Here is a 22,903-nt window from a genome sequence, read left to right on the forward strand (position 1 = left end):
AGTCGCCGGTGCTCACTCAACCGTTCGCGGACGCGATCGTCGAAGCCGAGAAGGTCATCGCGGAGGCGCCGCACATCCGGACCGAACAGGATCTGGTCGAGGGGTACGACTACCTCGCCGGCAGCATCCGCGCGTCCTTGCAGATGGCGTGGGCCTACGAACGGGACTATCCGTTCTTCACCCAGTCCACCGGGCCGTACACGAAGATGGGCCTCGACAATCCGGACACGCTGTACTTCAACGCGAACATCCGCGAGGACCGCGAGTACGTCGTCACCGGGACGCGGGGGAGCACGGCCGACGTCAGTTTCCAGGTCCTCAACGGCGACTACTCGCCCGTCGAGGTGCCCGACAGCCTCGCCGCCTTCGACGACCGAGAGATCGAGATCGCCGAGGACGGCTCGTTCGAACTCCGCTTCGGACCGGCGAAACCCGACCCGGGACCCAACTACTTCGTCCTCGGCGCTGGTTCGTCGATGCTCGTGGTGCGCGAGGTCTACAGCGACTGGGCCACCGAACGCCGCGGCACGATCCAGATCCAGTGCGCGGACACCGCGGGCGGCGCACCCCCGCCGCTCACCCGCGACGGGCTGGCCAAACGCTACGGCGTCACCGGCAAGATCCTGCTGAGCAGGCTGCGCACCTTCCTCGCCTTCCCGAAGTGGTTCTACCTGAACCTCCCGGTGAACACGATGACCGAGCCGCGGCCCACGCCGGGCGGCCTGACCACCCAGTACTCCTCGGCCGGGCACTACGAACTCGGCGACGAAGAGGTCATGATCGTCACGGTGCCGCGGTCCGACGCGCCTTATCAGGGCATCCAGCTCGGCAGCGTCTGGTATCTCTCGCTGGACTACATAAACCATCAGACGAGCCTCACCGCCGACCAGGCGCGGGTCGATCCGGACGGCAAGATCCGCTTCGTGATCAGCGAACGGGACCCCGGACTGGCGAACTGGCTCGAACGCACCGGGCACGACCGCGGATACGTCCAGATCCGCTGGCAGCGCCTGTCCCGCGCGCTGGACAAAGCCGACGGTCCCGAGGTCGAGGTCGTGAAGTTCGGCGAACTCGCCGACCGGCTGCCGTTCCACGACGAGGCGCGCGTGACGCCGCGGGAATGGGCGGATCGGATCTCGGCCCGTCAGAAGGCTGTCGCGGCGAGGATGCTGGGATGACGGATCTCTTGCAGGACAAGGTGATCGTGGTCTCCGGGGTCGGCCCGGGGCTCGGCAGGTCGGTCGCCGTGCGCTGTGCCGCGGCGGGCGCTGACGTCGTCCTCGCCGCCCGCACCGAATCCCGGCTCGCCGAGGTCGCCAAGGAGGTCGACGCGCTCGGCCGCCGCGCGGTCACCGTGCCCACCGACATCACCGACGACGCTTCGGCGACGAACCTCTGCGAGGCCGCGCTGAAGGCGTTCGGCCGAGTGGACGCCTTGGTGAACAACGCTTTCGCCATCCCGCCGATCATGGATCTCGCCGACGTCGACCTCGCCGACGTACGGGCGGGCTTCGAGACCAACGTGCTCGCCGCGCTTCGGCTCACACGGCTGTTCACGCCGTCGCTCGCGGAGAGCGGCGGTTCGGTGGTGATGATCAATTCGGCCGTGCTGCGGCATTCCCGGCGGACGTTCGGCGCGTACAAGATGGCGAAAGCGAGCCTCCTCGCGCTCGCGCAGAGCCTCGCCTCGGAACTCGGGCCGCGCGGGATCCGGGTCAATTCCGTGGCACCCGGATACATCTGGGCGGATTCACTGAAGTGGTATTTCGCCTACCTGGCCAAGGAACGCGGGGTTCCGCCGGAGCAGGTGTACGCCGAAACGGCGGAGACGATCGACCTGCGCCGCCTCCCGGAGCCGGACGAGATCGCCGACACCGTCGTGTTCCTTGCCTCGTCGCTCGCCCGGTGCGTCACCGGTCAGTGCCTCGACGTCAACGCCGGCGAATACCATCACTGAAGGGGAGAACATGCTGCCAGGGCGGGAAAACGTCGGCACCGTGGACGATCTGCACGCGTCGGCGGCAAAACTCACCGGGCTCTGCGACTTCGGCGGCGAAGACCACCTCGAAGGTCTCCGCGTGCTGCTGGATTCGTACGCGGGCGAGGCAGGTCTGACCCGGTACGGCAACAAGGTCCATCGCGCGTTCCTGCGCGGGGCCCTGGTGGCGAGGTCGTTGAGCGAGGCTTCCTGGAAGCAGAATCAGGAGTACGCCGACGTTCCCGTCGAGCGGCCCATCTTCGTCACCGGTCTGCCGCGGACCGGGACCACGGCGCTGCACCGGCTGCTCACCGAGGATCCCGCGCACCAAGGGCTGGAGGTCTGGCTGACCGAGGTGCCGCAACCGCGGCCGCCGCGCGAGACGTGGGCGGAGAACCCGGTCTACCAAGGGATCCAGGCGGGATACGAGAAACACCACGTCGAACATCCCGAGTTCATGGGCCTGCACCACATGTCCGCCGGTCAGGTCGAGGAATGTTGGCAGCTCCTGCGGCAGTCCCTGAAATCGGTGTCCTACGAATGTCTCGCGCACGTGCCGTCGTACTCGCGGTGGCTGGACGGGCAGAGCTGGACCGACGCCTATCTCAGGCATCGGCGCAACCTGCAGCTGATCGGTCTGCCGGACGCCGGGCGCCGCTGGGTGCTCAAGAACCCGAGCCACCTCTTCGCGCTCGACGCGCTACTGGAGGTGTACCCGGACGCGCTGATCGTGCAGACCCATCGCGCGCCGAGCACGATCGTCGCGTCGGTGTGCAGTTTGAACGAGCAGGCGTCGGCGGGCTGGTCCGACGTCTTCCGCGGTGACGTGATCGGCCGCAGCCAGCTGGATCTGTGGGCGCGCGGTGCGGAGAAGTCACTGGAGGCAAGGAAACGGCACGATCCGGCGCAGTTCTGCGATGTCCGGTACGAGGATTTCGTCGCCGACCCGATCGGTACGGTCGAGGGCGTCTACCGGCATTTCGGGCTCCCGCTGAGCGAGGCCGCCCGGGACGCGATGACCGTGGTGCACGCCGAAAGCCGTTCCGGGGAAAGGAAACCCGTGCACCGGTATGACCTCGCGGACTTCGGGCTCACCGCCGGCGAGGTCGACGAACGCTTCTCGGCCTACCGCGCCGCTTACGACCTCTGACCCCGGCGCAATGGCGTGCGGGGTGAGTCGCGTGTCGTCTGAGGCCCCCAATGTGGCATTGGAGACGCTCAGTGTCCCCAATGCCACATTGGGGACATCGGCCGTCTCGCCGGGCAACCGAAAGTTACGCTCACGGCTCCGAGGCCTAAGCTCGTCAGGCGCCGCACCGCCCGAAACTCCCGCAATTCGTCATCTACTTGCGCTAGTCCCCGCGCGGGGACCATCGCAAGTAGATGACGAATTGCGCCGGGGTCAGAAGCCGGCGGCGCGTTGAGCGGGGAGGCCGCGTGTCGTGATCCCGCGCAGCACCTCGACGCGGTCCGAACCCGGCCGCCCGAGCACCCAGCTCGACCCGGGGACCTCCTTGGCCTGCTTCTTCAGCGGCGCCAGTAGCCGGGAAGCGTCCTTGTAGGACCCGATCGCGCCGTTCCCGCACACCAGGGTCGCCAGGGAAACCGTCACCGGCAGCCCGTCGGCCGACCACGGCGTGTCCAGCAGCGCCGCGGCCACCGTGCCGATCTCGTCGACGTCGCAGGCGATCAGGAAATCGTCCCCGCCGACGTGGCTGACGCGCATCCGGCGCAGCCGGGCCTCGAGGTCTGTGAGTGTCCGGCCGAGTGTGCGGATCAGGTCGTCGCCCGCGGCGAACCCGGCCGTGTCGTTGACCGTCTTGAACGAGTCGACGTCCAGCCAAGCCGCGACGAACGGCTCCCGCGCGTTGATCCGGCGGTCGACGTCCCTGGCGACGGCGTCGCTGCCGGGCAGCCGGGTCAGCGGGCTCAACGAGACCGCCTCCTCGACCTTCGCCTCCGCGACCCCGCGGACGACCTCGTTCACCAGCACCACGCCGACACACCGGCCGCGGTCGTCGACCACCACGACGTCGTCGCCGGTCCGGCCCCAGTCCGCGTCGGTGACCAGTTCGAGGAACTCGAGCGCGCTCGCGTCGGCGTGGATCGTGTGCGGCCGGTCGGCGAGCCGCGACGCCGGCCGTTTGGCGTGCAGGGCGTGGCCGTACAACCCGGTGACCGCGACCAGGAACCGCGTCCGGTCGATCGACCACTGTGGACGGTGCCGGTCGTCGATGCCGACGATGCCGCTCGGCCCGTCGGCGGCGGCCAGTACCTCGCGCACGTCGTCGCAGGTCGCGTTTTCCGGCAGCGTGGTCGCGGGCCGGAGGAAGTCGCCGACGCGGCGGGCGCGGGCGGTGCCGGGGACGAACGGGCCGGGCGCGTCCGGCGCGGGCAGCGGTGCGTGGTCGCCGTCCGGCGGGGCGAGCAGGTTGCCCTGCGCGATGCGCACGCCGAGCCGCCGGGCGGACTCCAGCTGCTCGGTGGTCTCGAGCCCGGTCGCGACCAGGCGGTTGTCGGTGCGTGACGCGAAATGCAGCACCGCTTCGACCACCGCGACGGCGGCCGGGTCGTGCGGCAGGCCGCGCAGCACACTGCGGTCCAGTTTCACCAGGTCGACGGGCGCCGAAGCGAGCAGCGTGAGCGGGAGGTCGACGCGGCCGAGGCCGTCGAGCGCGAGCCGGAACCCGAGGTCGGTGAGCCGTCGCATACCGGTGAGCAGCAGGTCGGCGGGGATCTGCGTGAACGGCGGCCCGATCTCCAGCACGACGTCCCTGGTCCGGCGGCCCGCCAGGCCGAGCGCCTCGGTCAGCGGGTCGAAGTGGGCGGGCGGTGCCGCCACCGTGCGTGCGGACAGGTTCAGGTGCAGGGGGAGGGCGGCCTGCGGCTCGCGCAGCTGCCGGACGGCCTCGGCGGCCAGCCCGACGTCGACCTCGGCCAGCCTGCCGCTGCGCCGGGCGTCGGCGAGCAGTTCGCGGGCGGTGCCGCGGCCCGGCCGTGCCAAGGCCTCGAACGCGACGACGCCACCGGTGTGCAGGCTGTACAACGGCTGGTAAGCGAAGCGGACAGCGATCTGCAACGTCACAAACGCATATTCGCGGGTGGCGGCAGGAAACTGAATACGTGTCAACTGATGTTCATCGTGAAGGCACCTGGGTTACCTAGAACGGCGTAACGCACGCCACCCGATCAGGTGTTTTCTTACTTGCCATGGTGACAATCGGAAAAGCGCCGACATCGCTTCGACGGTACCCGGAACGTCTTCGCGGCCGCTGGTGAAAGCCCGTTGGAGCGGGGTGGGCAGCGTGAAGAACAGATCGAAGAACACCGGGACCGTTCCGGGCGGCATCCCGCACAGCGCGCGCAGCCCGTGTCGCCGAAGCCCGTGCACGGTGCGCGCCGAGGACGGCCACAGCGCCCGGTGAGCGGCCGACGCGGCCGCGGCCGGCCCTCGGTCCCAGGCCAGGGCGACGGCGTCGGCCACCGGTTCCGCGAGCCGGATCGACGTCGCGACGCTGTACCCGGTCGCCGGATGCACCAGCCCGGCGACGGCGCCGAACGGCACCGTCCGGCCACGCCGGGGCACCGGCACGTCGAGCACGATCCGCACGCGTTCCTCGCGCCCGCGTGACGTCAGCCCGACGGCCCTGAGCCGCGCGCGCAGCCGCGCCGCCAGGACTTCCAGCGGCAGACCGGGTTTGCGGGCCAGCGAGGTCTCCTCGATCAGGACGGTGCCGTCGCCGAGCGGCAGCACATACAGGAACCCGGACTCGGTCTTCCGCCAGTCCATGAACACGGCGGTGTCCGGGCCGTCGACCAGCCGCAGCGCGTCCTCGGCGGGGAGGACGGCGCCGAACGCAGTCTGTTCGTACCGGTCGCCACGCGGCCGGGCACCGGAGGCGTCGACATAGAGACCCGTCGCGAGGGCGCGTCCGTCCTCAAGACGCACCGACGAACCCTGCCCGCCGTGGTCCACGCCGGACACCGTCCCGGTGACGACGTCGTAGCCGCCGTCCAGCCACGTGCGCAGGCCGGCGTTGTCCAGCACCAGGTACTGCCGATCGAGCACGTGCGGCCCGGTTCCGAAGGCCAGTGTGGTCGAAGGCGCGCAGGCGACGGCGCTCTCGGGCAGGGCGGGCAGCTCGTCGGCCCACAGCCCGTAGGTCGCCCGCCAGCGCCTGCCCGGCGCCGGGTCGATCAGGGTCGTCTCCAGGCCACGCCGGGCACAGGCACGCGCGAGCGCCCGCCCGGCCGGGCCGCCGCCCGCGATCACCACGTCCGCCACCTGGGCAGTGTCCCAAAGCCGCGACGGATACGGTGTGACGCATGGAACAGACGGACCCGAGGGCATGGCGGCGCGATCCGGAGAGCGCGAACGCCGGGTTCAGCGATCTCGCCACGAGCCCGTTCCGGATCGACCGGGACCGGATCGCCGCTTCGCCGTTCTTCGCCCGGCTCGGCGGCGTGACACAGGTCGTCAGCGCCGGGGGCGCCGGGTTGCTGCACAACCGGCTCACGCACAGTCTCAAGGTCGCGCAGGTCGCGCGCGCCATCGCCGAGCGGATCAACGCGAGCAGCGATTCCGCCGAACTCGCCGCGAAACTGGGCGGCTGCGATCCGGACGTCGCCGAGGCCGCCTCGCTCGCGCACGATCTGGGGCATCCGCCGTTCGGGCACCTCGGCGAGCAGACCCTGGACCGGATCGCGCGGCACCGGTTCGGCCTCGCCGACGGTTTCGAAGGCAACGCGCAGTCGTTCCGGATCATCACCACCACCGACGTGCGCGGCCCGTCGGCCTCCGGGCTCGACCTCACCACGGCGGTGCGTGCCGCGGTGCTGAAGTACCCGTGGGCGCGGTTGCACGTGCCCGATCCGCATCCGACCTCGATGGCCGTCCAGCCGCGCGGCGCGGCGGAACCGGCCGACGCCCCCGGCACCGGCGCGAGCAAGTTCTCCGCCTACAGCACCGAACTCGACGACTTCACCCAGGCGCGAGCCCCGTTCGACGGCCGGATCGAACCCTGGCAGCAGACCGTCGAAGCGTCCGTGATGGACACCGCGGACGACATCGCCTACGCCATCCACGACCTCCAGGACTTCCACCGGATCGGCGTGCTGCAGCACGCACCGGTCGCGGCCGAGTTCACCGGCTGGGTCGACCACGCACTGGAACTGGCCGGGCTGGACGACGCGACCTTGACCGCCGAACGGCGGCTGCCCGGCCGTTCACTGGAACGGCTGCGCCGCCGGATGCACGCCAAGGACGGCTGGATCGTCGACGACGACGCCTTCACCAGCGCGGTCGCCCGCGTCCGCGCCGAACTCGTCGACGGCCTGCTCGCCACCGGGTTCGACGGTTCCATCGAGGCCGAGCAGGCCACCGCGGCCTTCTCCTCGAAGTGGACCGCGCGGCTTGTGGACGGTGTGCAGGTGGTGGCGTCGCCTTCGACCCGGACAGGGCATCTCACCCTGCGGCCCGCGCAGTGGCACGAGGTGCAGGTGCTGAAGTTCGTGCACCGGCGATTCGTGTTGCTGCGCCCGGAACTGGCGCTGCACCAGCGCGGGCAGGCGAGCCTGGTGACCACATTGGTCGACGCCCTCGACGCGTGGCTGCTCGACCGTGACGAGTTCTATCGGCTTCCGCGACGGTTGCACGACTTGGTGGAGCTGGCGCGGTCCGAGTTCTCCGCGCTGGCGCGGACGTCGCCGGAACTGCTCGTCGGAGCGACCGGGGAACCGGTCACCGGTGCCGACGCCGTGCGCGGTCTGGCACGAGGACGGGCGGTGGTCGACTTCGTGGCGTCGCTGACGGACAAGCAGGCGGTGACCCTTTTGGACGGCTTGTCGGGCCGCGCTTCCCAGCCTTGGTCGGATTCCTTCGTCCTGTAACGACTCGATTACCCTGAACGGCCCACGGCCTGCGGCCGAATCCGGAAAATCCCCATCCGACGTCACCCGAACGGCTCCTGCCGCCGGTGCACGCTCGGTACTTAGCTTGATCGTGCCGGTGATCGCCGGCGTCGGTCAGCGTGAGTCGGGGCACGCGCCTAGGTATCGGAGGCGCACGTGCGTCCAACCCGTTCCAGTAGGAGAAGAAGAACGATCCTGACCGCGGGCACCGCTGCCCTCGTCACCGCGCTGGGCCTGGTGAGCCCGCCCGTCGCGGCGGCGGAAAGCGGATCGTCCCCGGACGTGTTCTCGGAGAACACCGTCCGGCAGATCGAAGCCCTTCAGTCGATCAAGAAGAGCCAGAACGCCGGTGAGTCCAAAGTGGACAGCCGACTGCTCGTCGAACAGAAACTCCGCGATCGGCGGATGTCGGCTTCCGCGGTTCCCGCACTGGGGTCTGGGGCGAATGTCTCCGCGGCCGGCACCGTACTCGTGGACATCCGAGGCCAGGTCTCGGAAGAACTCCTCAAGGGACTGCGGGAATCCGGTGCGGGGATTCGCGCGGTGTCGCAGCGTTACGGCAGTGTGCGCGCCGAGGTTCCGCTGAACGCGGTCCCGGTGATCGCGGGCCGCGCCGACGTCAAGAAGGTCGAGACCGCCAACGAGGCGTTCACCGCCCGCCAGCTCGCCGAGCCCGCCATCGCGGGCAAGCGGGAGAGCAAGGAAGAGAAGGCCGCCCGGATCGCCGTCGAGCTGAAGAAAGCCGTCGACGCCAAGGGACAGCCCGGCATCGCGGCGGGACCGGTCAACAGCGAAGGCGACCGCGCGCACAACGCCGACACCGCGCGTCAGCAGTTCGGCGTCACCGGCGTTGGCACCAAGATCTGCGCGCTGTCCGACGGCATCGACTCGCTCGCGACCTCGCAGGCGCGCGGCGAACTCCCGGCGGGCGTCGACGTGATCCCCGGTCAGGAAGGCGACGGTGACGAGGGCACCGCGATGCTCGAGATCATCCACGATCTCGCGCCGAACGCGTCGCTCGGTTTCGCCAGCGCGTTCAACTCCGACGCCAGTTTCGCCGACAACATCCGCAAACTGCGGTTCGACGCGGGCTGCGACGTCATCGTCGACGATGTCCTGTACTTCAAGGAATCGCCGTTCCAGGACTGGATCATCGCCCAGGCCGTGAACGACGTGACCGCCGACGGCGCGCTGTACTTCTCCTCGGCCGGTAACGAGGGCAACGTCACCGACGGCACCTCGGGCCACTGGGAAGGCGACTTCGTCGACTCCGGCAAGGGCGTCGGCAAGTTCGCCGGTACCGCGCACAACTTCGCCGGCGCGGCGGGCAACCAGATCTTCGAGCCGCTCTCGGACGCGTCGGGCCGGGTGCCGGTCACGTTGTTCTGGTCCGACCCGCTGGGCCGCTCGAACAACGACTACGACCTGTACCTGCTGAACGCGGCCGGCAACGTCGTCGACTTCAGCCAGGACGTCCAGAGCGGCACTCAGGACGCCTACGAACGGGTGGACACCACCGGCGTCGCCGGACTGCGCCTGGCCATCGTCAAGTTCTCCGGTGAAGGCCGCTATCTGTCGCTTTCCGCGCTGCGCGGCCGTTTCTCCGACTCGGCCGACGGTCTCAAGGCCTACACCAGCCCCGGTGTGACTGTGGGCCACTCGGCCGCGCGGGACGCGTTCAGCGTCGCGGCGGCCCCGGCGGCCAAGGCGTTCCCGCGTGCCCTCGAACCGGGCGACCCGGCCAACCCGGCGGGCCCGTTCCCCGGTGCCTTCGGCGTGACCACGAAGGTCGAACGGTTCACTTCGGACGGTCCGCGGCGGGTCTTCTTCCAGGCCGACGGCACGCCGATCACCCCTGGCAACGTGTCCGCGACCGGCGGTGAGGTCCGCGCCAAGCCGGACATCACCGCGGCCGACGGCGTCTCCACCAGCGTCACCGGCTTCACCACGTTCTACGGCACGTCGGCCGCCGCGGCGAGCACCGCCGCGATCGCGGGCCTCGTGCTTTCGGGTAACCCGGGCCTGCCCCCGGCCGACGTGCGCGAAGCACTGATCAACACCGCGGTCGACATCCTGGCCCCGGGTCGCGACAACTCCAGCGGCGCGGGCGTCATCCTCGCCGACAAGGTGCTCGCCTACACCGGAGCCAGCCCGCAGCCGCTCGCGTCCGCGGGACAGCCGACGGTCACTCCGGCCGACGGCGGCTCCGCGCTCGACCCGGGTGACACCGCCAAGGTGACCGTTCCGGTGACCAACCGCGGCGACGGCACCGCGACGTCCACCAGCGTCGTGCTCTCCAGCTCGACCCCAGGTGTCACGGTGGCGCCGCGGTCGAAGTCGTACGGCACGATCAGCCCCGGGCAGACCGGCGTGAACGACTTCACCATCACCGTTCCCGCCACGCAGGAACTCGGTGTGCCGGTGGTGCTGAACGCGCGCGTGACCTTCGCGGGTTCGTTCTCGCCGACCACGTCCACGTTCTCGCTGCCGGTCGGCACCCCGTCGCCGGTGACGCAGGACTTCGCCTACGCCGGGGCCGCGGTGGCGATCCCGGACAGCGACCCCACCGGCGTGACCGTGCCGATCACGGTGAGCGGGGTCGGGCGCGCGTCGAAGCTGACGTTCTCGGTGGACGGGGCGACCTGCAACGCCGACCAGACCTCGACGACGGTGGGCATCAACCACTCGTACGTCGGTGACCTGGTCGGCACGCTGACCTCGCCCTCCGGTGCGAAGGCGACCGTGTTCCAGCGCAGCGGCAGCTCGGGCAACAACCTGTGCCAGGTCGTCTTCGCCGACAACGCGGCCACCGCGTTCAGTTCGGTGAGCTCGGCGAACGCGCCGTTCACCGGCACCTACAAGCCGGTGCAGGCGCTCGGCGGCCTGGCCGCCGGTACCGCCGACGGCACCTGGACGTTCACCGCGGCGGACGTCGTCGGTGGCGACACCGGGTCGATCCGCTCGGTCTCCTTGCACGTCAACGGTTTCGTACAGCCCGCCGTGGCTGAGCGGCCCGCGGGCGTCGGGAAGTCGGTCGGGCGCGGGCCGGTGAAGCCGGTGTAGTCCTTTCGGTGTGCGCGTGAAGGCCCCTTCCCTCGGCTCAGCCGAGGGAAGGGGGCCTTCACGCGTGATCAGAGACCGCACTCGCGTGATTGGAGACGACACTCGCGAGTTACGTCTCCAATCACGCGAGTTACGTCTCTGATCACGCGAGTGCGGAGTTGGGCATCGCCTGCCGATCCGCGCCGGGCCCCGTACGTTGGACCCATGGCGAAGGAGCGGCAGGTGGCGGGCGGGGGACGGGCTGTCGAGGTCGCCCCGGATCGCCTCGAAGGCTGGTACGCCCGCTTCGCCGTCCGCAACGACGGTGTCCGCTCGACGGAACTCGCGGCGGACACCGTCACGGTCACCGCGGACAACGGCGTCGTCGCCGTCGCGACCGTCCCTTTCGGACCGCTGAACGCCGAAGGAACCTTGCCGGGTCTCGCCGTCGGCCCGCTCATCGAACACGCGCTGATCTCGCGAAGGATCGCGCTCCTGCTGGTGCGTCGCGGCGGGCACAGTGTCGGGATCGCACGCGGGGGAGTGGTCGTCCAGTCCAGGACGGACCGGCATCTGGTCCAAGGCAGGTCCGCGGCGGGTGGCTGGTCGCAGCAGCGGTTCGCGCGGCGCAGGGAAGGGCAAGCACGCACAGCGCTTCGGTCCGCCGCGGACGACGCGTTCGAGGTACTTGTCCCGCAACTGTCCGAAGTGGACGCTGTCGTGCTCGGCGGCGACCGCCGGGCGCTGGAAACACTGCGTGAGGACAGGCGGCTGGCGCCATTGTTCAAGCGTGCCGAACGTCGTGTGCTCGACATCGCCGAACCGCGCCGCACGGTGCTCGAGGACGCGGCCGAACGGGCGGTCGCGGTCGAGATCACCCTCTCCGGGCCGTGACGTCGGGCACGGTCCGATAAAATCGTTCGACAGCTGCCCGTACACTGATCGTGTGGACATCCTCTTGGAGTGAGCTCCTCGCCTGCTCGACGGCAGGCGAGTCGAAGCTGTCCGCTCATCCACCCCCTTTTACCGGGAGTTCCCGTGATCACGGCCTCTGGCCTGCAGCTGCGTGCCGGTTCGCGCATTCTGCTCGACGAAACCAACGTCCGCATCCAGCAGGGCGACCGCATCGGCCTGGTCGGCCGCAACGGCGCCGGCAAGACCACCTCGCTCAAGGTGCTGGCGGGGGAGGGTGAGCCGCATGCCGGCGAGGTCCGCCGCAGCAGCGAGCTCGGCTACCTGCCGCAGGATCCGCGTGAGGGCGACCTGTCCGTCACCGCGAAAGACCGCGTGCTCTCCGCCCGCGGCCTCGACTCGTTGATGCGCAACATGGAAAAGGCGCAGACCGCGATGTCGGAGCTGGTGGACGACAAGGAACGCGACAAGGCGATCAGCCGCTACAGCCGTCTCGAAGAGCGCTTCGCCTCCCTCGGTGGGTATGCCGCCGAGAGCGAAGCGGCGCGGATCTGTTCCAACCTCGGCCTCGCCGATCGCGTGCTCGACCAGACCCTGCAAACGCTCTCGGGTGGTCAGCGCCGTCGCGTGGAGCTGGCCCGGATCCTGTTCGCCGCCGCCGAAGCGGGCGCGGGCGGCAAATCCGAGACGATCCTGCTGCTCGACGAGCCCACCAACCACCTCGACGCCGACTCCGTCACCTGGCTGCGCGGATTCCTCAAGCAGCATGACGGCGGTCTCGTCGTGATCAGCCACGACGTCGACCTGCTCGCGGACGTGGTCAACAAGGTGTGGTTCCTCGACGCGACCCGAAGCGAGCTGGACCTGTACAACATGGGCTGGCAGCGCTACCTCGACGCGCGCGCCACCGACGAGAAGCGCCGCCGCCGCGAGCGGGCGAACGCCGAGAAGAAGGCGGCCACGCTGCAGCAGCAGGCCGCGAAACTCGGTGCCAAGGCGACGAAGGCGGTGGCCGCCAAGAACATGGCCCGCCGCGCCGAGCAGATGCTGTCCGCGCTCGACGAGACCCGTCAGGCCGACAAGGTCGCCCGGATCAAGTTCCCCGAGCCCGCGCCCTGCGGCCGGACGCCGATGACCGCGGAGGGGCTCTCGAAGTCCTACGGTTCGCTCGAGATCTTCACCGGAGTGGACCTCGCGATCGATCGCGGTTCGAAGGTCGTCGTACTCGGATTGAACGGTGCCGGAAAGACGACTTTGCTCCGCTTGCTCGGCGGAATGGAAACTCCGGATACCGGCGGGGTCATTCCGGGTCACGGATTGCGTTTGGGCTATTACGCACAGGAACATGAAACGCTCGACCACGATGCGTCCGTGTGGGAAAATATCCGTCACCTCGCTCCGGACACGGGAGCGCAAGAGTTGCGGAACCTTCTCGGGTCGTTCCTCTTCACCGGCGAGCAACTCGATCAGCCCGCCGGCACGCTCTCCGGTGGTGAGAAGACGAGGCTCGCGCTCGCCGGTCTGGTGTCCAGCGCTGCCAACGTTTTGCTGCTCGACGAGCCGACGAACAACCTGGACCCGGCCAGCCGTGCCCAGGTGCTGGACGCTTTGCGCAGCTTCGCCGGAGCCGTCGTCCTGGTGACGCACGACCCGGGCGCCGTCGAGGCGCTGGAGCCGGAACGCGTGATCCTGCTGCCGGACGGAACCGAGGACCATTGGTCGGCGGATTATCTGGAACTTGTCCAGCTTGCGTGACGCCTGCGTCCGTTCGGGTGCTTGATCGATGCCATCCGGCCACTGAAATGGCCCAATGTGATCGCGGTTTCGGCAGTTTTGCGCTCGTCGTCTGGCATTCCGGCGCTCAGTGTTCGATCATTGCGGCGACAGGGGCCGTTATGTGGCCCAGAACACTCTCGGCGGGAAGGCGATCGACGTGGCTGATCTCAAGAAAGGCGCGCGGATCACCGGCAACACGCGTGACAAGCTGGCCGCTGACCTGAAGAAGAAATACGAGAAGGGCTCGAGCATCCGCGCCCTCGCGGAGTCCACGGGTCGCTCGTACGGGTTCGTGCACCGGGTCCTCTCGGAGTCCGGAGTCCAGCTGCGCGGCCGTGGCGGTGCCACCAGGGTCAAGAAGAAGTAGTCACGAGGAAGTAGCGGACTGCTGCGCGGGGGGCGCAGTTCCCTTTCCAGGGACCGCTGTTTCACGGGTTTCCGCGGCCAGGAAGGCCAGCCTGGCACCGAGGAGGACCAGCGGATACACCAGGTACCCGTACCTGGTCGCCGGAGTGAGCATGATCAGCGCTACGAGCCCGACGGCCATGCGCAGCAGCGCGTCCGAACCGGTCGCGGGAGGACGGCGCAGCAGCCAGACCAGGATCGCGACGGCCGCGATCCCGAGCAGGGTGAAGGAAATCGCCGTGCCCACCGGGCCGAGCGAGGCGATGAGGTGGCCGGGCAACGGGCTCGCCGCCGGTGACTTGATCACGCCGATTCCCAGTGGGAACCGGAAGACGTGTTCGACGAAAGCCTTGGGGTCGACCAGGTAGACGGGTACGTGCAGGACGAGGGTCGTCACCACGAGTGCCGCGGCGAATCCGCCCAGTGCGCGAGGACCACGCCGCGTGATCAACAGGACACCCAGCACCACGATCGCGGGCGCGACGATGAGTTTCGCGCTGACCACCAGCGCCAGCACCAGACCGGACAGCATCGCGCGGCCGGTCGTGGCCAGCGCGAAGGACAACACCAGCAGGCCGGCGATGGCCAGATCCGGGCCGGCGACCGCCCAGGTCAGCGCGGTCAACGGGCAGGCGAGTGCGAGTTGCGCCGCGCTGACCGGGATCTTCGGCCACTTCAGCAGCCGCAGCGTCAGCAGCACACACGCGACGGCCGCCAGCGCGAACATCCAGCGCGCGTCGGTGAGGGCGTTCGCAACCGGTCCGCCACCCGACAAGGCACGTGGCAGACCGAACACGGTCATCACCGGACCGTATGGCGTGTAATCGTTTACTTCCACCGCGCGACCGAGCGCGGTGACGTCGACGTACGGGGTTCCGTTCTCCAGAAGGAGTTTCGCCGACCGTTCGATCACCCAGACCTCGGGCTGGGCGGCCCACGAGTTCGGCGTGACGAGCCAGTCCACTCCGGTCAGACGGCGAATGACGAGCATTCCCAACGGAAGGATCATCGCGAACAGGCCGATCGCCCCGATACCGATCCACCGCGAACCGAGCAGGCCGGACGGGCGTTCGCCGCGCCGGGCGGCGACCAGCAGCCAGCCGGAGTGGGCCACGGCGAGGCCGTAACCCGCTACAGCGAAGTTCGCCCACACGCGATAACCGTAGAATTCCGCGACGGCCGTGTTCACGACGGCGAAGACGAGACAGCCCGTGTAGAAGACCAGGTCTGTGGTCAGTCGTCGCCGGTCGGGGTCCATGGTCACCGGCTCAGGCTACCGACGTGGCCGCGTCCGCCGGAAAGAGGACGTGGAAACCGGGAAGCATCCGGTGCGCTCCGGTGTTGGTGATGCGTATATCCGGGAAAACCCTCGACTAATATCGAGGTTCTGGGGGTAAGAGAGGGTTCTCATGGACAACACTTGGTCGCTGATGAATTCGGCGATGAAGTCCGCCGACGTTCCGAAGGGTCTGCACAAGGGCACGCTCCGCCGCGTCGCGCGGTTCGCCAGGCCGCATTGGCGGAGGCTGCTGATATTCCTGGTGCTCACTGTCGTGTCGGCGGTGCTGGCGGTGAGCACGCCGGTGCTGGCCGGGAAGGTGGTCGACGCGATCATCGGCGGGCACGACGTCGCGCTGGTGGTGTGGCTGGCCGTGGTGATCGCGGTACTGGCGCTGATCGACGCCGGACTCGGGCTGGCGGAACGGGCGCAGTCGTCGAGGATCGGCGAGGGGATCATCCTCGACCTGCGGCTCGCGGTGTACCGGCACGTGCAGCGGATGCCGGTCGCGTTCTTCACCCGCACTCGCACCGGCGCGCTGGTGAGCAGGCTCAACAACGACGTCATCGGCGCGCAGCGCACGTTCACCGCGACACTGTCCGGATTGGTCACCAACGTGATCCAGCTCGTGCTGTCGCTGGTGGTGATGATGACGCTGTCCTGGCAGGTCACGCTGCTGGCGCTGGTGCTGCTGCCGGTGTTCATCCTGCCGACGCGGCGCCTCGGACGGCGGATGGCCGAGCTGCAGCGGGAGGCCGGCGGGCTCAACGCGTCGATGACCACGCAGATGACCGAACGGTTCTCCGCGCCGGGCGCGACACTGGTGAAGCTGTTCGGCGACCCGGCGCGCGAGGTGGGCGACTTCGGCTCGCGGGCCGGTCGGGTGCGCGACATCGGGGTGCGGACGGCGATGCTGACGCGCTGGTTCCTGACCAGCCTGACCACGGTCTCCGCGCTCGCGCAGGCCCTGGTCTACGGGCTGGGCGGCTACCTTGCGCTGACCGGTGCGCTCGCGCCGGGCACCGTCGTGGCGTTGGCGTTGCTGCTGACCAGGCTGTACTCGCCGCTCACCGCGCTGGCGAACGTCCGGGTGGACGTGATGACCGCGCTGGTGTCGTTCGAGCGGGTCTTCGAGGTGCTCGACCTCAAGCCGATGATCGAAGAGAAGCCGGAGCCGCGCCGCGTTCCCGAAGGCCCGGTTTCGGTGGAGTTCTCGGACGTCCGGTTCGGCTACCCCGCCGCGGACCGGTACTCGCTGGCGTCACTGGAGGATGTGTCCACTTTGGATCACCGAGGTGGCGAAGAGGTATTGCACGGCATCAGCTTCCGCGCCGAACCCGGGCAGATGGTGGCGTTGGTCGGTTCGTCCGGGGCGGGCAAGTCGACGATCGCCTCGCTGCTGCCGCGCCTCTACGACGTCGACGCCGGATCGGTCCGCTTGTCCGATGTGGACGTTCGCGACCTGAGCTTCGCCGCGCTGCGGGAAACCGTCGGCGTGGTGACCCAGGACGGGCACCTCTTCCACGACACGATCCGGGCGAACCTCGAATACGCGCGGCCCGGCGTCACCGATGCCGAGATCTGGTCGGCGCTGGAGAAGGCGCGGCTGGCCGAGCTGATCCGGGACCTGCCGGACGGGCTGGAGACGCTGGTGGGGGAGCGGGGCTACCGGCTCTCCGGCGGGGAACGGCAGCGGCTGACCATCGCCCGGCTCCTGCTGGCGCAGCCGAGGGTCGTCGTCCTCGACGAGGCGACCGCGCATCTGGACTCGCAGTCCGAGGCAGCCGTCGGCGAGGCGCTGACCGACGCGCTCGACGGGCGGACCGCGCTGGTCATCGCGCACCGGTTGTCGACGGTGCGGGCGGCCGACCAGATCCTGGTGATCGAGCACGGGGAGATCGTCGAGCGGGGAACGCACGAAGAGCTCCTCGCGCGGGAAGGGCGCTACGCGGCGCTGTACCTGACGCAGTTCTCGGAGGAGCCTGCTGCTGTCGCGTGACCTCAAGAGCGCTATGAAGGACGCTTTCATTGCAAAATTTGCAATGAAAGCGTCCTTCATAGCGCGCGCGGGAGGGGCAATCAGGTGAGGGCGGGGGAGGCGAAGGTCGCGTTCACCAGCGCCATCTTCCGCGGATCGTCCCGCATCAGCGGCCCCATCCGGTTCATCGTGTAGCCGAAGGCGATCCCGCTCTCGGGATCCGCGCCGCCGGACGAGCCGCCGAGCCCGTCGTGCCCGAACGCGCGCGGGTTCGGGCCGAAGCCGCGTTCCTCGCTGCCGAGGTAGAACCCCAGCGCCCATTCGTTACCCAGTCCGCCGACGACGTCGGCCTCGCGGCCCTGCCCTTCGCGGGCGGTCGCGAGCGCTCCGGCCGAGAGCAGACGGCCGGAGGCGAGCGCGCCGTAGATGGTCGCGATGGCCCTGGCGGTTCCGTGTCCGTTCAGGGCGGGCAGGATCGCGCGCCGCCAGGCCGGATCGTTGGCGTCACGGCCTTGGACGCGTGGGTTCGCCAGCGCCGCGAGGGCGGGCGGTCCGGCGTTGGCGAACGCCTGCGCCAGTGCGCTTTTCATCTCGTCGCCGAGCACGGGCTCGACGAGGGTGGAGCAGCGCGCCAGATCGTCGTCGGAGTCCAGGCCGATCCGGAAGTCCGCGGCCAGCGGGCCGGCGATGTGCCCGGCGAAGTACGCGCGGACGTCCTGTCCGCTCACCCGGCGGATCACCTCGCCGACGAGGAAACCGAACGACAGCGCGTGGTAGCCGCTGACCGTGCCGGGTTCGAAGAGCGGCGCCTGCGCGGCGAGCAGTCCGGTGATGTGCTCCCAGTCGTACAGTTCCTCGACCGTCACCGGCCGATCGAGGCCGATGCCGGTCACGCCGGAGCGGTGCGAGAGCAGCCAGCGCACCGGGATGTCCCGTTTGCCCGCCGCCGCGAACTCCGGCCAGTACTTCGCGACCGGCGCGTCGAGGTCGAGGAGGCCGGCGTCGGCGAGGTGGTGCGCGCAGAGCGCGGTCATGCCCTTGGTGGTCGACCAGACGTTGGTGAGCGTGTCCGCCCGCCACGGGATCGTCCGGTCCGGATCGGCCCAGCCCGCCCAGAGGTCGACCACGGTCTCGCCGTGCCGGGTCACGGAGAAGGCGGCGCCGATCTCGCCGCGTCCGGCGAAGTTCTCCTCGAAGGCGGCAAGGACGGGTTCGAACCCCGCCGCGCAATCACCGTGGATCTCGGGCATGGGCACGGACCTCCTGCGGACACCGACCGGTCGGTATGTGACCGTAGAAGGGTCGCGCGGACGAGTCAAGGAACTCGTCCGCGCGGACGCGGAGCTAGCGGAGAGCGGGGACCCGCTCGCCGTACTTGGCCAGCAACGCGGCGTTGGCCTCGTCGCCACCGTCCACGTTGGAACTGCGCCACAGCGGGATGTCGACGCCTTGCGCCGCACCGAGGTCCACGACCTCGGCGAGGACGAGGTTCCACAGGAACGCGTTGATCACAGTGGACAGTGGCGCGGTCCGCGGCGCGTCCGGCGGGTAGCTCGAGTCGCCGGGGCGGACGTGGGAGTCGAGCACGATGCTCGCTTCTTCGATCAGTGTCGTCGCCGCGCGTTTGGGTGCCGCGGCCACGGACGCGGCCGAACTCACCGCGATGACCGACGCCCCGCGCTTCCGCGCCCCGGCGGCCAGTTCGACCGGGTACGGGTTGACGCCCGAGGTCGAGAACACCACCAGCAGGTCGTCCGGACCCGGCGCGCGCTCGGCCAGCACCTCTTCGGCGAGCCCGGAGCGGCGCTCGGTCTTGGTGCTGTGCTGCGCGCCGTGCAACGGCAGCAGTTCGGGGTGGTAGACCGGGTACACGCAGGCGAGGCCGCCCGCACGGTAGAAGGTCTCGGCGACCGCGGCCAGCGAATGCCCGGCCCCGGCGGTGAACACCAGGGCGTCCGCCCGGATGACGTCCAGGATCAGCTCGGCCGATTTCCGGATCTGCGCCGCGTTACCCCGTTCGGCTTCCGCGAGCCGTTCGGCGACGTCTGCATAACGTTCGGTGGTGCTCACCACATCCGCCCTTCCGTCTGGAGGTCAGCGACGAATGTATCGCGTGGACCAATGGCCGAAGTGGAATACATCGGGTCATGATCGAGGTTGACCCGATCACTGCGGCCGGGGTTTCGGAGACTGGAGGGTCCAGGGTGAACGAGGCTGATCCCGCGGTGCGGACTTGGCGAGCACGCGGCCAGGCGAAAGCCGTGGTGCTGGTACTGCACGGCGGCGCGGAGCACAGTCATGCCCGCGTGGCGCCGTGGCGGCTGGCGTACCAGCGGATGGTTCCGCTGGCGAAGGACGTCCACCGGGCGTGCCGGGAGCACGGGGTCGAGGTGCGGCTGCTGCGCAACCGGATCTACGGCTGGAACGACCACGGTACCGACGCGCTCGCCGACGCGCGCTGGGCCTTGGAGCGCGTTCACGAGGAGCATCCGGATGTGCCGGTGATCCTCGTCGGCCATTCGATGGGTGGGCGGGTCGCCCTGCGCGTCGCCGACGATCCGGCCGTGGCCGGCGTCTGCGCGCTGGCGCCGTGGACACCACCGGGTGAATCCATCGACGCCGTCGGCGGTCGTGCCGTGCTCATCGCGCACGGCACCAAGGACCGGATGACCGATCCGGTGGCCTCACACGCTTTCGCCGAACGTGCCGAAAAGGTGACGTCGCGGTCCGCGCGGTTCGAGATCGGCGGCGAAGGGCATGCGATGTTACGCAGATCTCGCGTCTGGAACCGCCTCGTACGGGCCTTCATCCTCGAGCTGATCGAAGCCGGGGGAATCGACGAAACACTGAGCGGGGCCTGGGGACGGCCGAGCTCGGAACGGCTGCGGATCCCGGTCTGAACCGGGTGGGAGGGAGTACTCATGTCCACGTTCAGCGTCGATCGGCCGGCCGGTTCGGCCGGCCTGCCCGTCCCAAACGAAACACGGTGGCCGGGGCTGGCCACCCCGCCGCATTCCCCGTTCCGGGCGCGGATCGCCGAGCAGTTGTTCCGGCACGCGGTGCGCCCGTTGAACGTCCGCGTGCGCATGCCCGACGGCTCGCAGCTGGGCGCGGGCGGCCCGGACGCGCCCGAGATGCGGCTCAACCGCCCCGCCGCCTTCTTCCACCGCCTCGGCGTGGACGCGAAGATCGGCTTCGGCGAGGCCTACCTGGTCGGCGATTGGACGAGCGACGCGCTCGCCGAGGTGCTGACCCCGTTCGCGGAACGGATGGCGACGCTCGTCCCGCCGCTGCTGCAACGGTTCCGCCGGTTCGTCGACCGCGGCCACCCCGCGACCGAGGAGAACACCGTGGAGGGGGCGCGGGCGAACATCCATCGCCATTACGACCTGTCCAACGAGCTGTTCGGCACATTCCTGGACCCGTCGATGATGTACTCGTCGGCGTTGTTCGGCCCGGACGACGACCTCACCACCGCGCAGCACCGGAAGATCGACAGCGTCCTGGACTACGCGGGCGTCCGGGAAGGCAGCACGGTGCTCGAGATCGGCACCGGCTGGGGTGAACTCTCGATCCGGGCCGCCGCACGCGGGGCCAAGGTCACGTCATTGACCATTTCCGAGGAGCAGGCGAAGCTGGCGACCGAGCGCATCGCGGCGGCGGGCTTCGCCGACCGCGTCGACGTCCGGCTGTGCGACTACCGCGACTCGACCGGCGAGTACGACGCCGTGGTCAGCGTCGAGATGATCGAGGCCGTCGGCGAGCCGTACTGGCCTGCGTTCTTCGAGACCATCGGGAAACGGCTGAAGCCGGGCGGCAGGTTCGGCCTCCAGGCCATCACCATGGACCACGAACGCATGCTCGCCGCGGCCCGTTCGTACACCTGGATGCACAAGTACATCTTCCCCGGCGGGCTGATCCCGTCGACCACCTCGATCGAACAGGGCATGCTGGCCAGCACCCGGCTGAAACTGCAAGGGGTGCGCGAGTTCGGCCAGGACTACGCGCACACGTTGCGGCTGTGGCGGGAGAGGTTCACCCAGCGGTGGGACGACATCACCGAACTGGGCTTCGACGACGTCTTCAAGCGGATGTGGGAGTTCTACCTGGCGTACTCCGAAGCGGGGTTCCGCTCGGGGTATCTCAAGGTCCACCAGTTCGGATTCGCCGAAAACGGACGGTGAACGCCACCCAACCGATGCGGGGTGCCGGACGTCCTTCACCTAGGGTCTGCGGTTGACTGGGCCCTACACGCGAAATCGGGACGGGTGATTCGGCATGACGTATGGAGGCGACGACCGAGGGCGACGGATGCCGCCACAGCGGCCGCCGTCCGGCCGCCCTCGGCGGCACCAGCCGGCGCAGATGATGCCGCTGCCCGGCCGGGGGAGCAGCCCGTACGACGAGCGGACCGCGCCCATGGGGCACGGGGGCCAGGAACGCCCCGCCGGTCCGCCACCGCGCCGTCCAGGGCCCCCGCCCGGCCGTCCGGCCGACGGCGCGAGGCCGCCGGCGCGACGCAAGCGCTGGGGTTTCGGCAAGGTGCTGGTCACCCTGCTGACCGTGTTCGTGGTGTTCCTCGCCGGCGTGTGGGTGTACCTGGAGTTCTCCATCAACCGCGTCGACGCGCTGGCCGAGTACTCCGGCCGCCCCGTCGCGGCCGAGGGCACCAACTGGCTGATCGTGGGCTCCGACAGCCGGGACGGGCTGACGGCCGAGGAGCAGGAGAAGCTGGTCACCGGCGACTCCAAGGCCGCCGGCGGCGGCAAGCGGACCGACACCATCATGATCGCGCACGTCCCGTCCAACAGCACCAAGCCGACGCTGCTGAGCCTCCCGCGCGACTCGCAGGTGACCATCCCGGGACACGGCAAGAACAAGATCAACGCCGCGTTCTCGATCGGCGGCCCGGCACTGCTCGCGCAGACCGTCGAAGGCGCCACCGGCCTGCGCATCGACCACTACGCCGAGATCGGCTTCGGCGGGTTCGCCAAGATCGTCGACGCGATCGGCGGGGTCCACATGTGCGTCGAGAAGCCGATGGAAGACACCCTCACCAAGATCAAGATCCCCGCGGGCTGCCAGGACCTCCAGGGTCCGCAGGCTCTCGGGTTCGTCCGCATGCGGCACAGCGACGCGACGCCGCGTTCGGACCTCGACCGCGTCGCCAACCAGCGCAAGTTCATCGGCGCGCTGGTCAGCGAGATCGGCAGCCCCGGCACCCTGCTGAACCCGTTCTCGCTGTTCCCGCTGCTGTCGACGGGACCCGACGCGCTGACGATGGACACCGGCGACCACGTGCACAACCTGGTGGGGCTGGCACTGGCGATGCGCGGGATCTCCTCGGGCGGCGTCGTCACCACGACGGTGCCGGTGACCAACGGCTCGGCGGAGAACTGGGACAAGACGAAGTCGAAGCTGCTTTTCGACGCGTTGAAGAACGACACGGAGATCCCGGACAGCGCGATCCTGACCTGATCATCGGTCCTTTCGGCGCCATGAACGGTCCTTTCCTTGCGAAATTCGCCAGGAAAGGACCGTTCCTAGCGTCTGCGGGGCCTCGCGTGCCTCGGACGCTGCTCGCGGCCCGAAAACCGGAGGCGCCCGGAGCGAAGGCGAGTCA

General features: G+C 69.4%; 17 protein-coding genes. 12 read left to right on the forward strand and 5 right to left on the reverse strand.

The genetic code is table 11. The features are described 5' to 3' along the window. The first annotated feature begins 8 nt into the window (after positions 1-8). Genes DL990_RS11570 through DL990_RS11580 form a run of 3 tightly spaced genes read left to right on the forward strand, consistent with a single transcriptional unit; the run spans position 9 to position 3,128 of the window. Positions 9-1,178 carry a DUF1214 domain-containing protein gene (locus DL990_RS11570; protein ID WP_199746308.1) on the forward strand — a complete coding sequence of 390 codons (1,170 nt, stop codon included), beginning with the start codon at positions 9-11 and terminating at the stop codon, positions 1,176-1,178. Then, positions 1,175-1,957: an SDR family oxidoreductase gene (locus tag DL990_RS11575; RefSeq protein ID WP_125798648.1), complete on the forward strand. Its 783-nt coding sequence runs from the start codon at positions 1,175-1,177 to the stop codon at positions 1,955-1,957. The genes DL990_RS11570 and DL990_RS11575 overlap by 4 nt, the downstream gene beginning before the upstream one ends. 10 nt (positions 1,958-1,967) lie before the next feature. Continuing rightward, entirely contained in the window at positions 1,968-3,128 is a 1,161-nt protein-coding gene (locus DL990_RS11580) for a sulfotransferase (protein ID WP_125798649.1), read from the forward strand. Positions 3,129-3,380: 252 nt separating this feature from the next. On the opposite strand, the gene DL990_RS11585 is transcribed toward DL990_RS11580, so the two are convergent. Then, on the reverse strand, positions 3,381-5,063 hold the full coding sequence (locus DL990_RS11585) for a GGDEF domain-containing protein (RefSeq protein WP_125798650.1): 1,683 nt from the start codon (positions 5,061-5,063) through the stop codon (positions 3,381-3,383). A gap of 72 nt (positions 5,064-5,135) precedes the next feature. After that, the gene (locus DL990_RS11590) at positions 5,136-6,263 is read right to left on the reverse strand and encodes a lycopene cyclase family protein (RefSeq protein WP_125798651.1); all 1,128 of its coding nucleotides are present in this window, start codon (positions 6,261-6,263) and stop codon (positions 5,136-5,138) included. 41 nt (positions 6,264-6,304) lie between these two features. On the opposite strand from DL990_RS11590, the gene DL990_RS11595 reads away from it, so the two are divergent. The 5 genes from DL990_RS11595 (at position 6,305) to DL990_RS11615 (ending at position 13,985) form a co-directional block, all read left to right on the forward strand. After that, on the forward strand, positions 6,305-7,867 hold the full coding sequence (locus DL990_RS11595) for a deoxyguanosinetriphosphate triphosphohydrolase family protein (protein ID WP_125783788.1): 1,563 nt from the start codon (positions 6,305-6,307) through the stop codon (positions 7,865-7,867). Between the two features lie 213 nt (positions 7,868-8,080). Continuing rightward, on the forward strand, positions 8,081-10,951 hold the full coding sequence (locus tag DL990_RS11600; RefSeq protein ID WP_125798902.1) for a S8 family serine peptidase: 2,871 nt from the start codon (positions 8,081-8,083) through the stop codon (positions 10,949-10,951). Positions 10,952-11,155: 204 nt separating this feature from the next. Further along, entirely contained in the window at positions 11,156-11,824 is a 669-nt protein-coding gene (locus DL990_RS11605) for an acVLRF1 family peptidyl-tRNA hydrolase (RefSeq protein WP_199746309.1), read from the forward strand. Between the two features lie 144 nt (positions 11,825-11,968). Beyond that, positions 11,969-13,597 (forward strand): ABC-F family ATP-binding cassette domain-containing protein, encoded by a 1,629-nt coding sequence (locus DL990_RS11610; RefSeq protein ID WP_125783790.1) that lies wholly within the window; start codon positions 11,969-11,971, stop codon positions 13,595-13,597. A 178-nt stretch (positions 13,598-13,775) separates the two neighbouring features. After that, on the forward strand, positions 13,776-13,985 hold the full coding sequence (locus DL990_RS11615) for a helix-turn-helix domain-containing protein (protein ID WP_003071237.1): 210 nt from the start codon (positions 13,776-13,778) through the stop codon (positions 13,983-13,985). Here the strand turns inward: DL990_RS11615 and DL990_RS11620 are convergent, their stop codons facing one another. Next, on the reverse strand, positions 13,986-15,287 hold the full coding sequence (locus tag DL990_RS11620; RefSeq protein WP_125798652.1) for a glycosyltransferase 87 family protein: 1,302 nt from the start codon (positions 15,285-15,287) through the stop codon (positions 13,986-13,988). Positions 15,288-15,432: 145 nt separating this feature from the next. On the opposite strand from DL990_RS11620, the gene DL990_RS11625 reads away from it, so the two are divergent. Further along, positions 15,433-17,301: an ABC transporter ATP-binding protein gene (locus DL990_RS11625; RefSeq protein WP_125798653.1), complete on the forward strand. Its 1,869-nt coding sequence runs from the start codon at positions 15,433-15,435 to the stop codon at positions 17,299-17,301. A gap of 80 nt (positions 17,302-17,381) precedes the next feature. On the opposite strand, the gene DL990_RS11630 is transcribed toward DL990_RS11625, so the two are convergent. Then, positions 17,382-18,530, reverse strand: coding sequence for a serine hydrolase domain-containing protein (locus DL990_RS11630; RefSeq protein ID WP_125798654.1), 1,149 nt, complete (start codon positions 18,528-18,530; stop codon positions 17,382-17,384). 94 nt (positions 18,531-18,624) lie between these two features. Beyond that, positions 18,625-19,353: an SIS domain-containing protein gene (locus tag DL990_RS11635; protein ID WP_125783797.1), complete on the reverse strand. Its 729-nt coding sequence runs from the start codon at positions 19,351-19,353 to the stop codon at positions 18,625-18,627. Between the two features lie 131 nt (positions 19,354-19,484). On the opposite strand from DL990_RS11635, the gene DL990_RS11640 reads away from it, so the two are divergent. From DL990_RS11640 to DL990_RS11650, 3 genes are all read left to right on the forward strand, one after another. After that, positions 19,485-20,180, forward strand: a complete 696-nt coding sequence (locus DL990_RS11640) for an alpha/beta hydrolase (protein ID WP_125798655.1) — start codon at positions 19,485-19,487, stop codon at positions 20,178-20,180. A gap of 21 nt (positions 20,181-20,201) precedes the next feature. Further along, complete coding sequence (locus tag DL990_RS11645) at positions 20,202-21,464, forward strand: cyclopropane-fatty-acyl-phospholipid synthase family protein (protein WP_125798656.1); 1,263 nt, start codon at positions 20,202-20,204, stop codon at positions 21,462-21,464. Positions 21,465-21,591: 127 nt separating this feature from the next. Then, on the forward strand, positions 21,592-22,758 hold the full coding sequence (locus tag DL990_RS11650; RefSeq protein WP_233620441.1) for an LCP family protein: 1,167 nt from the start codon (positions 21,592-21,594) through the stop codon (positions 22,756-22,758). Positions 22,759-22,903: the final 145 nt, after the last annotated feature.

Origin of the sequence: Amycolatopsis sp. WAC 01416 (assembly GCF_003947485.1) — a bacterium.
Lineage (GTDB): Bacteria > Actinomycetota > Actinomycetes > Mycobacteriales > Pseudonocardiaceae > Amycolatopsis.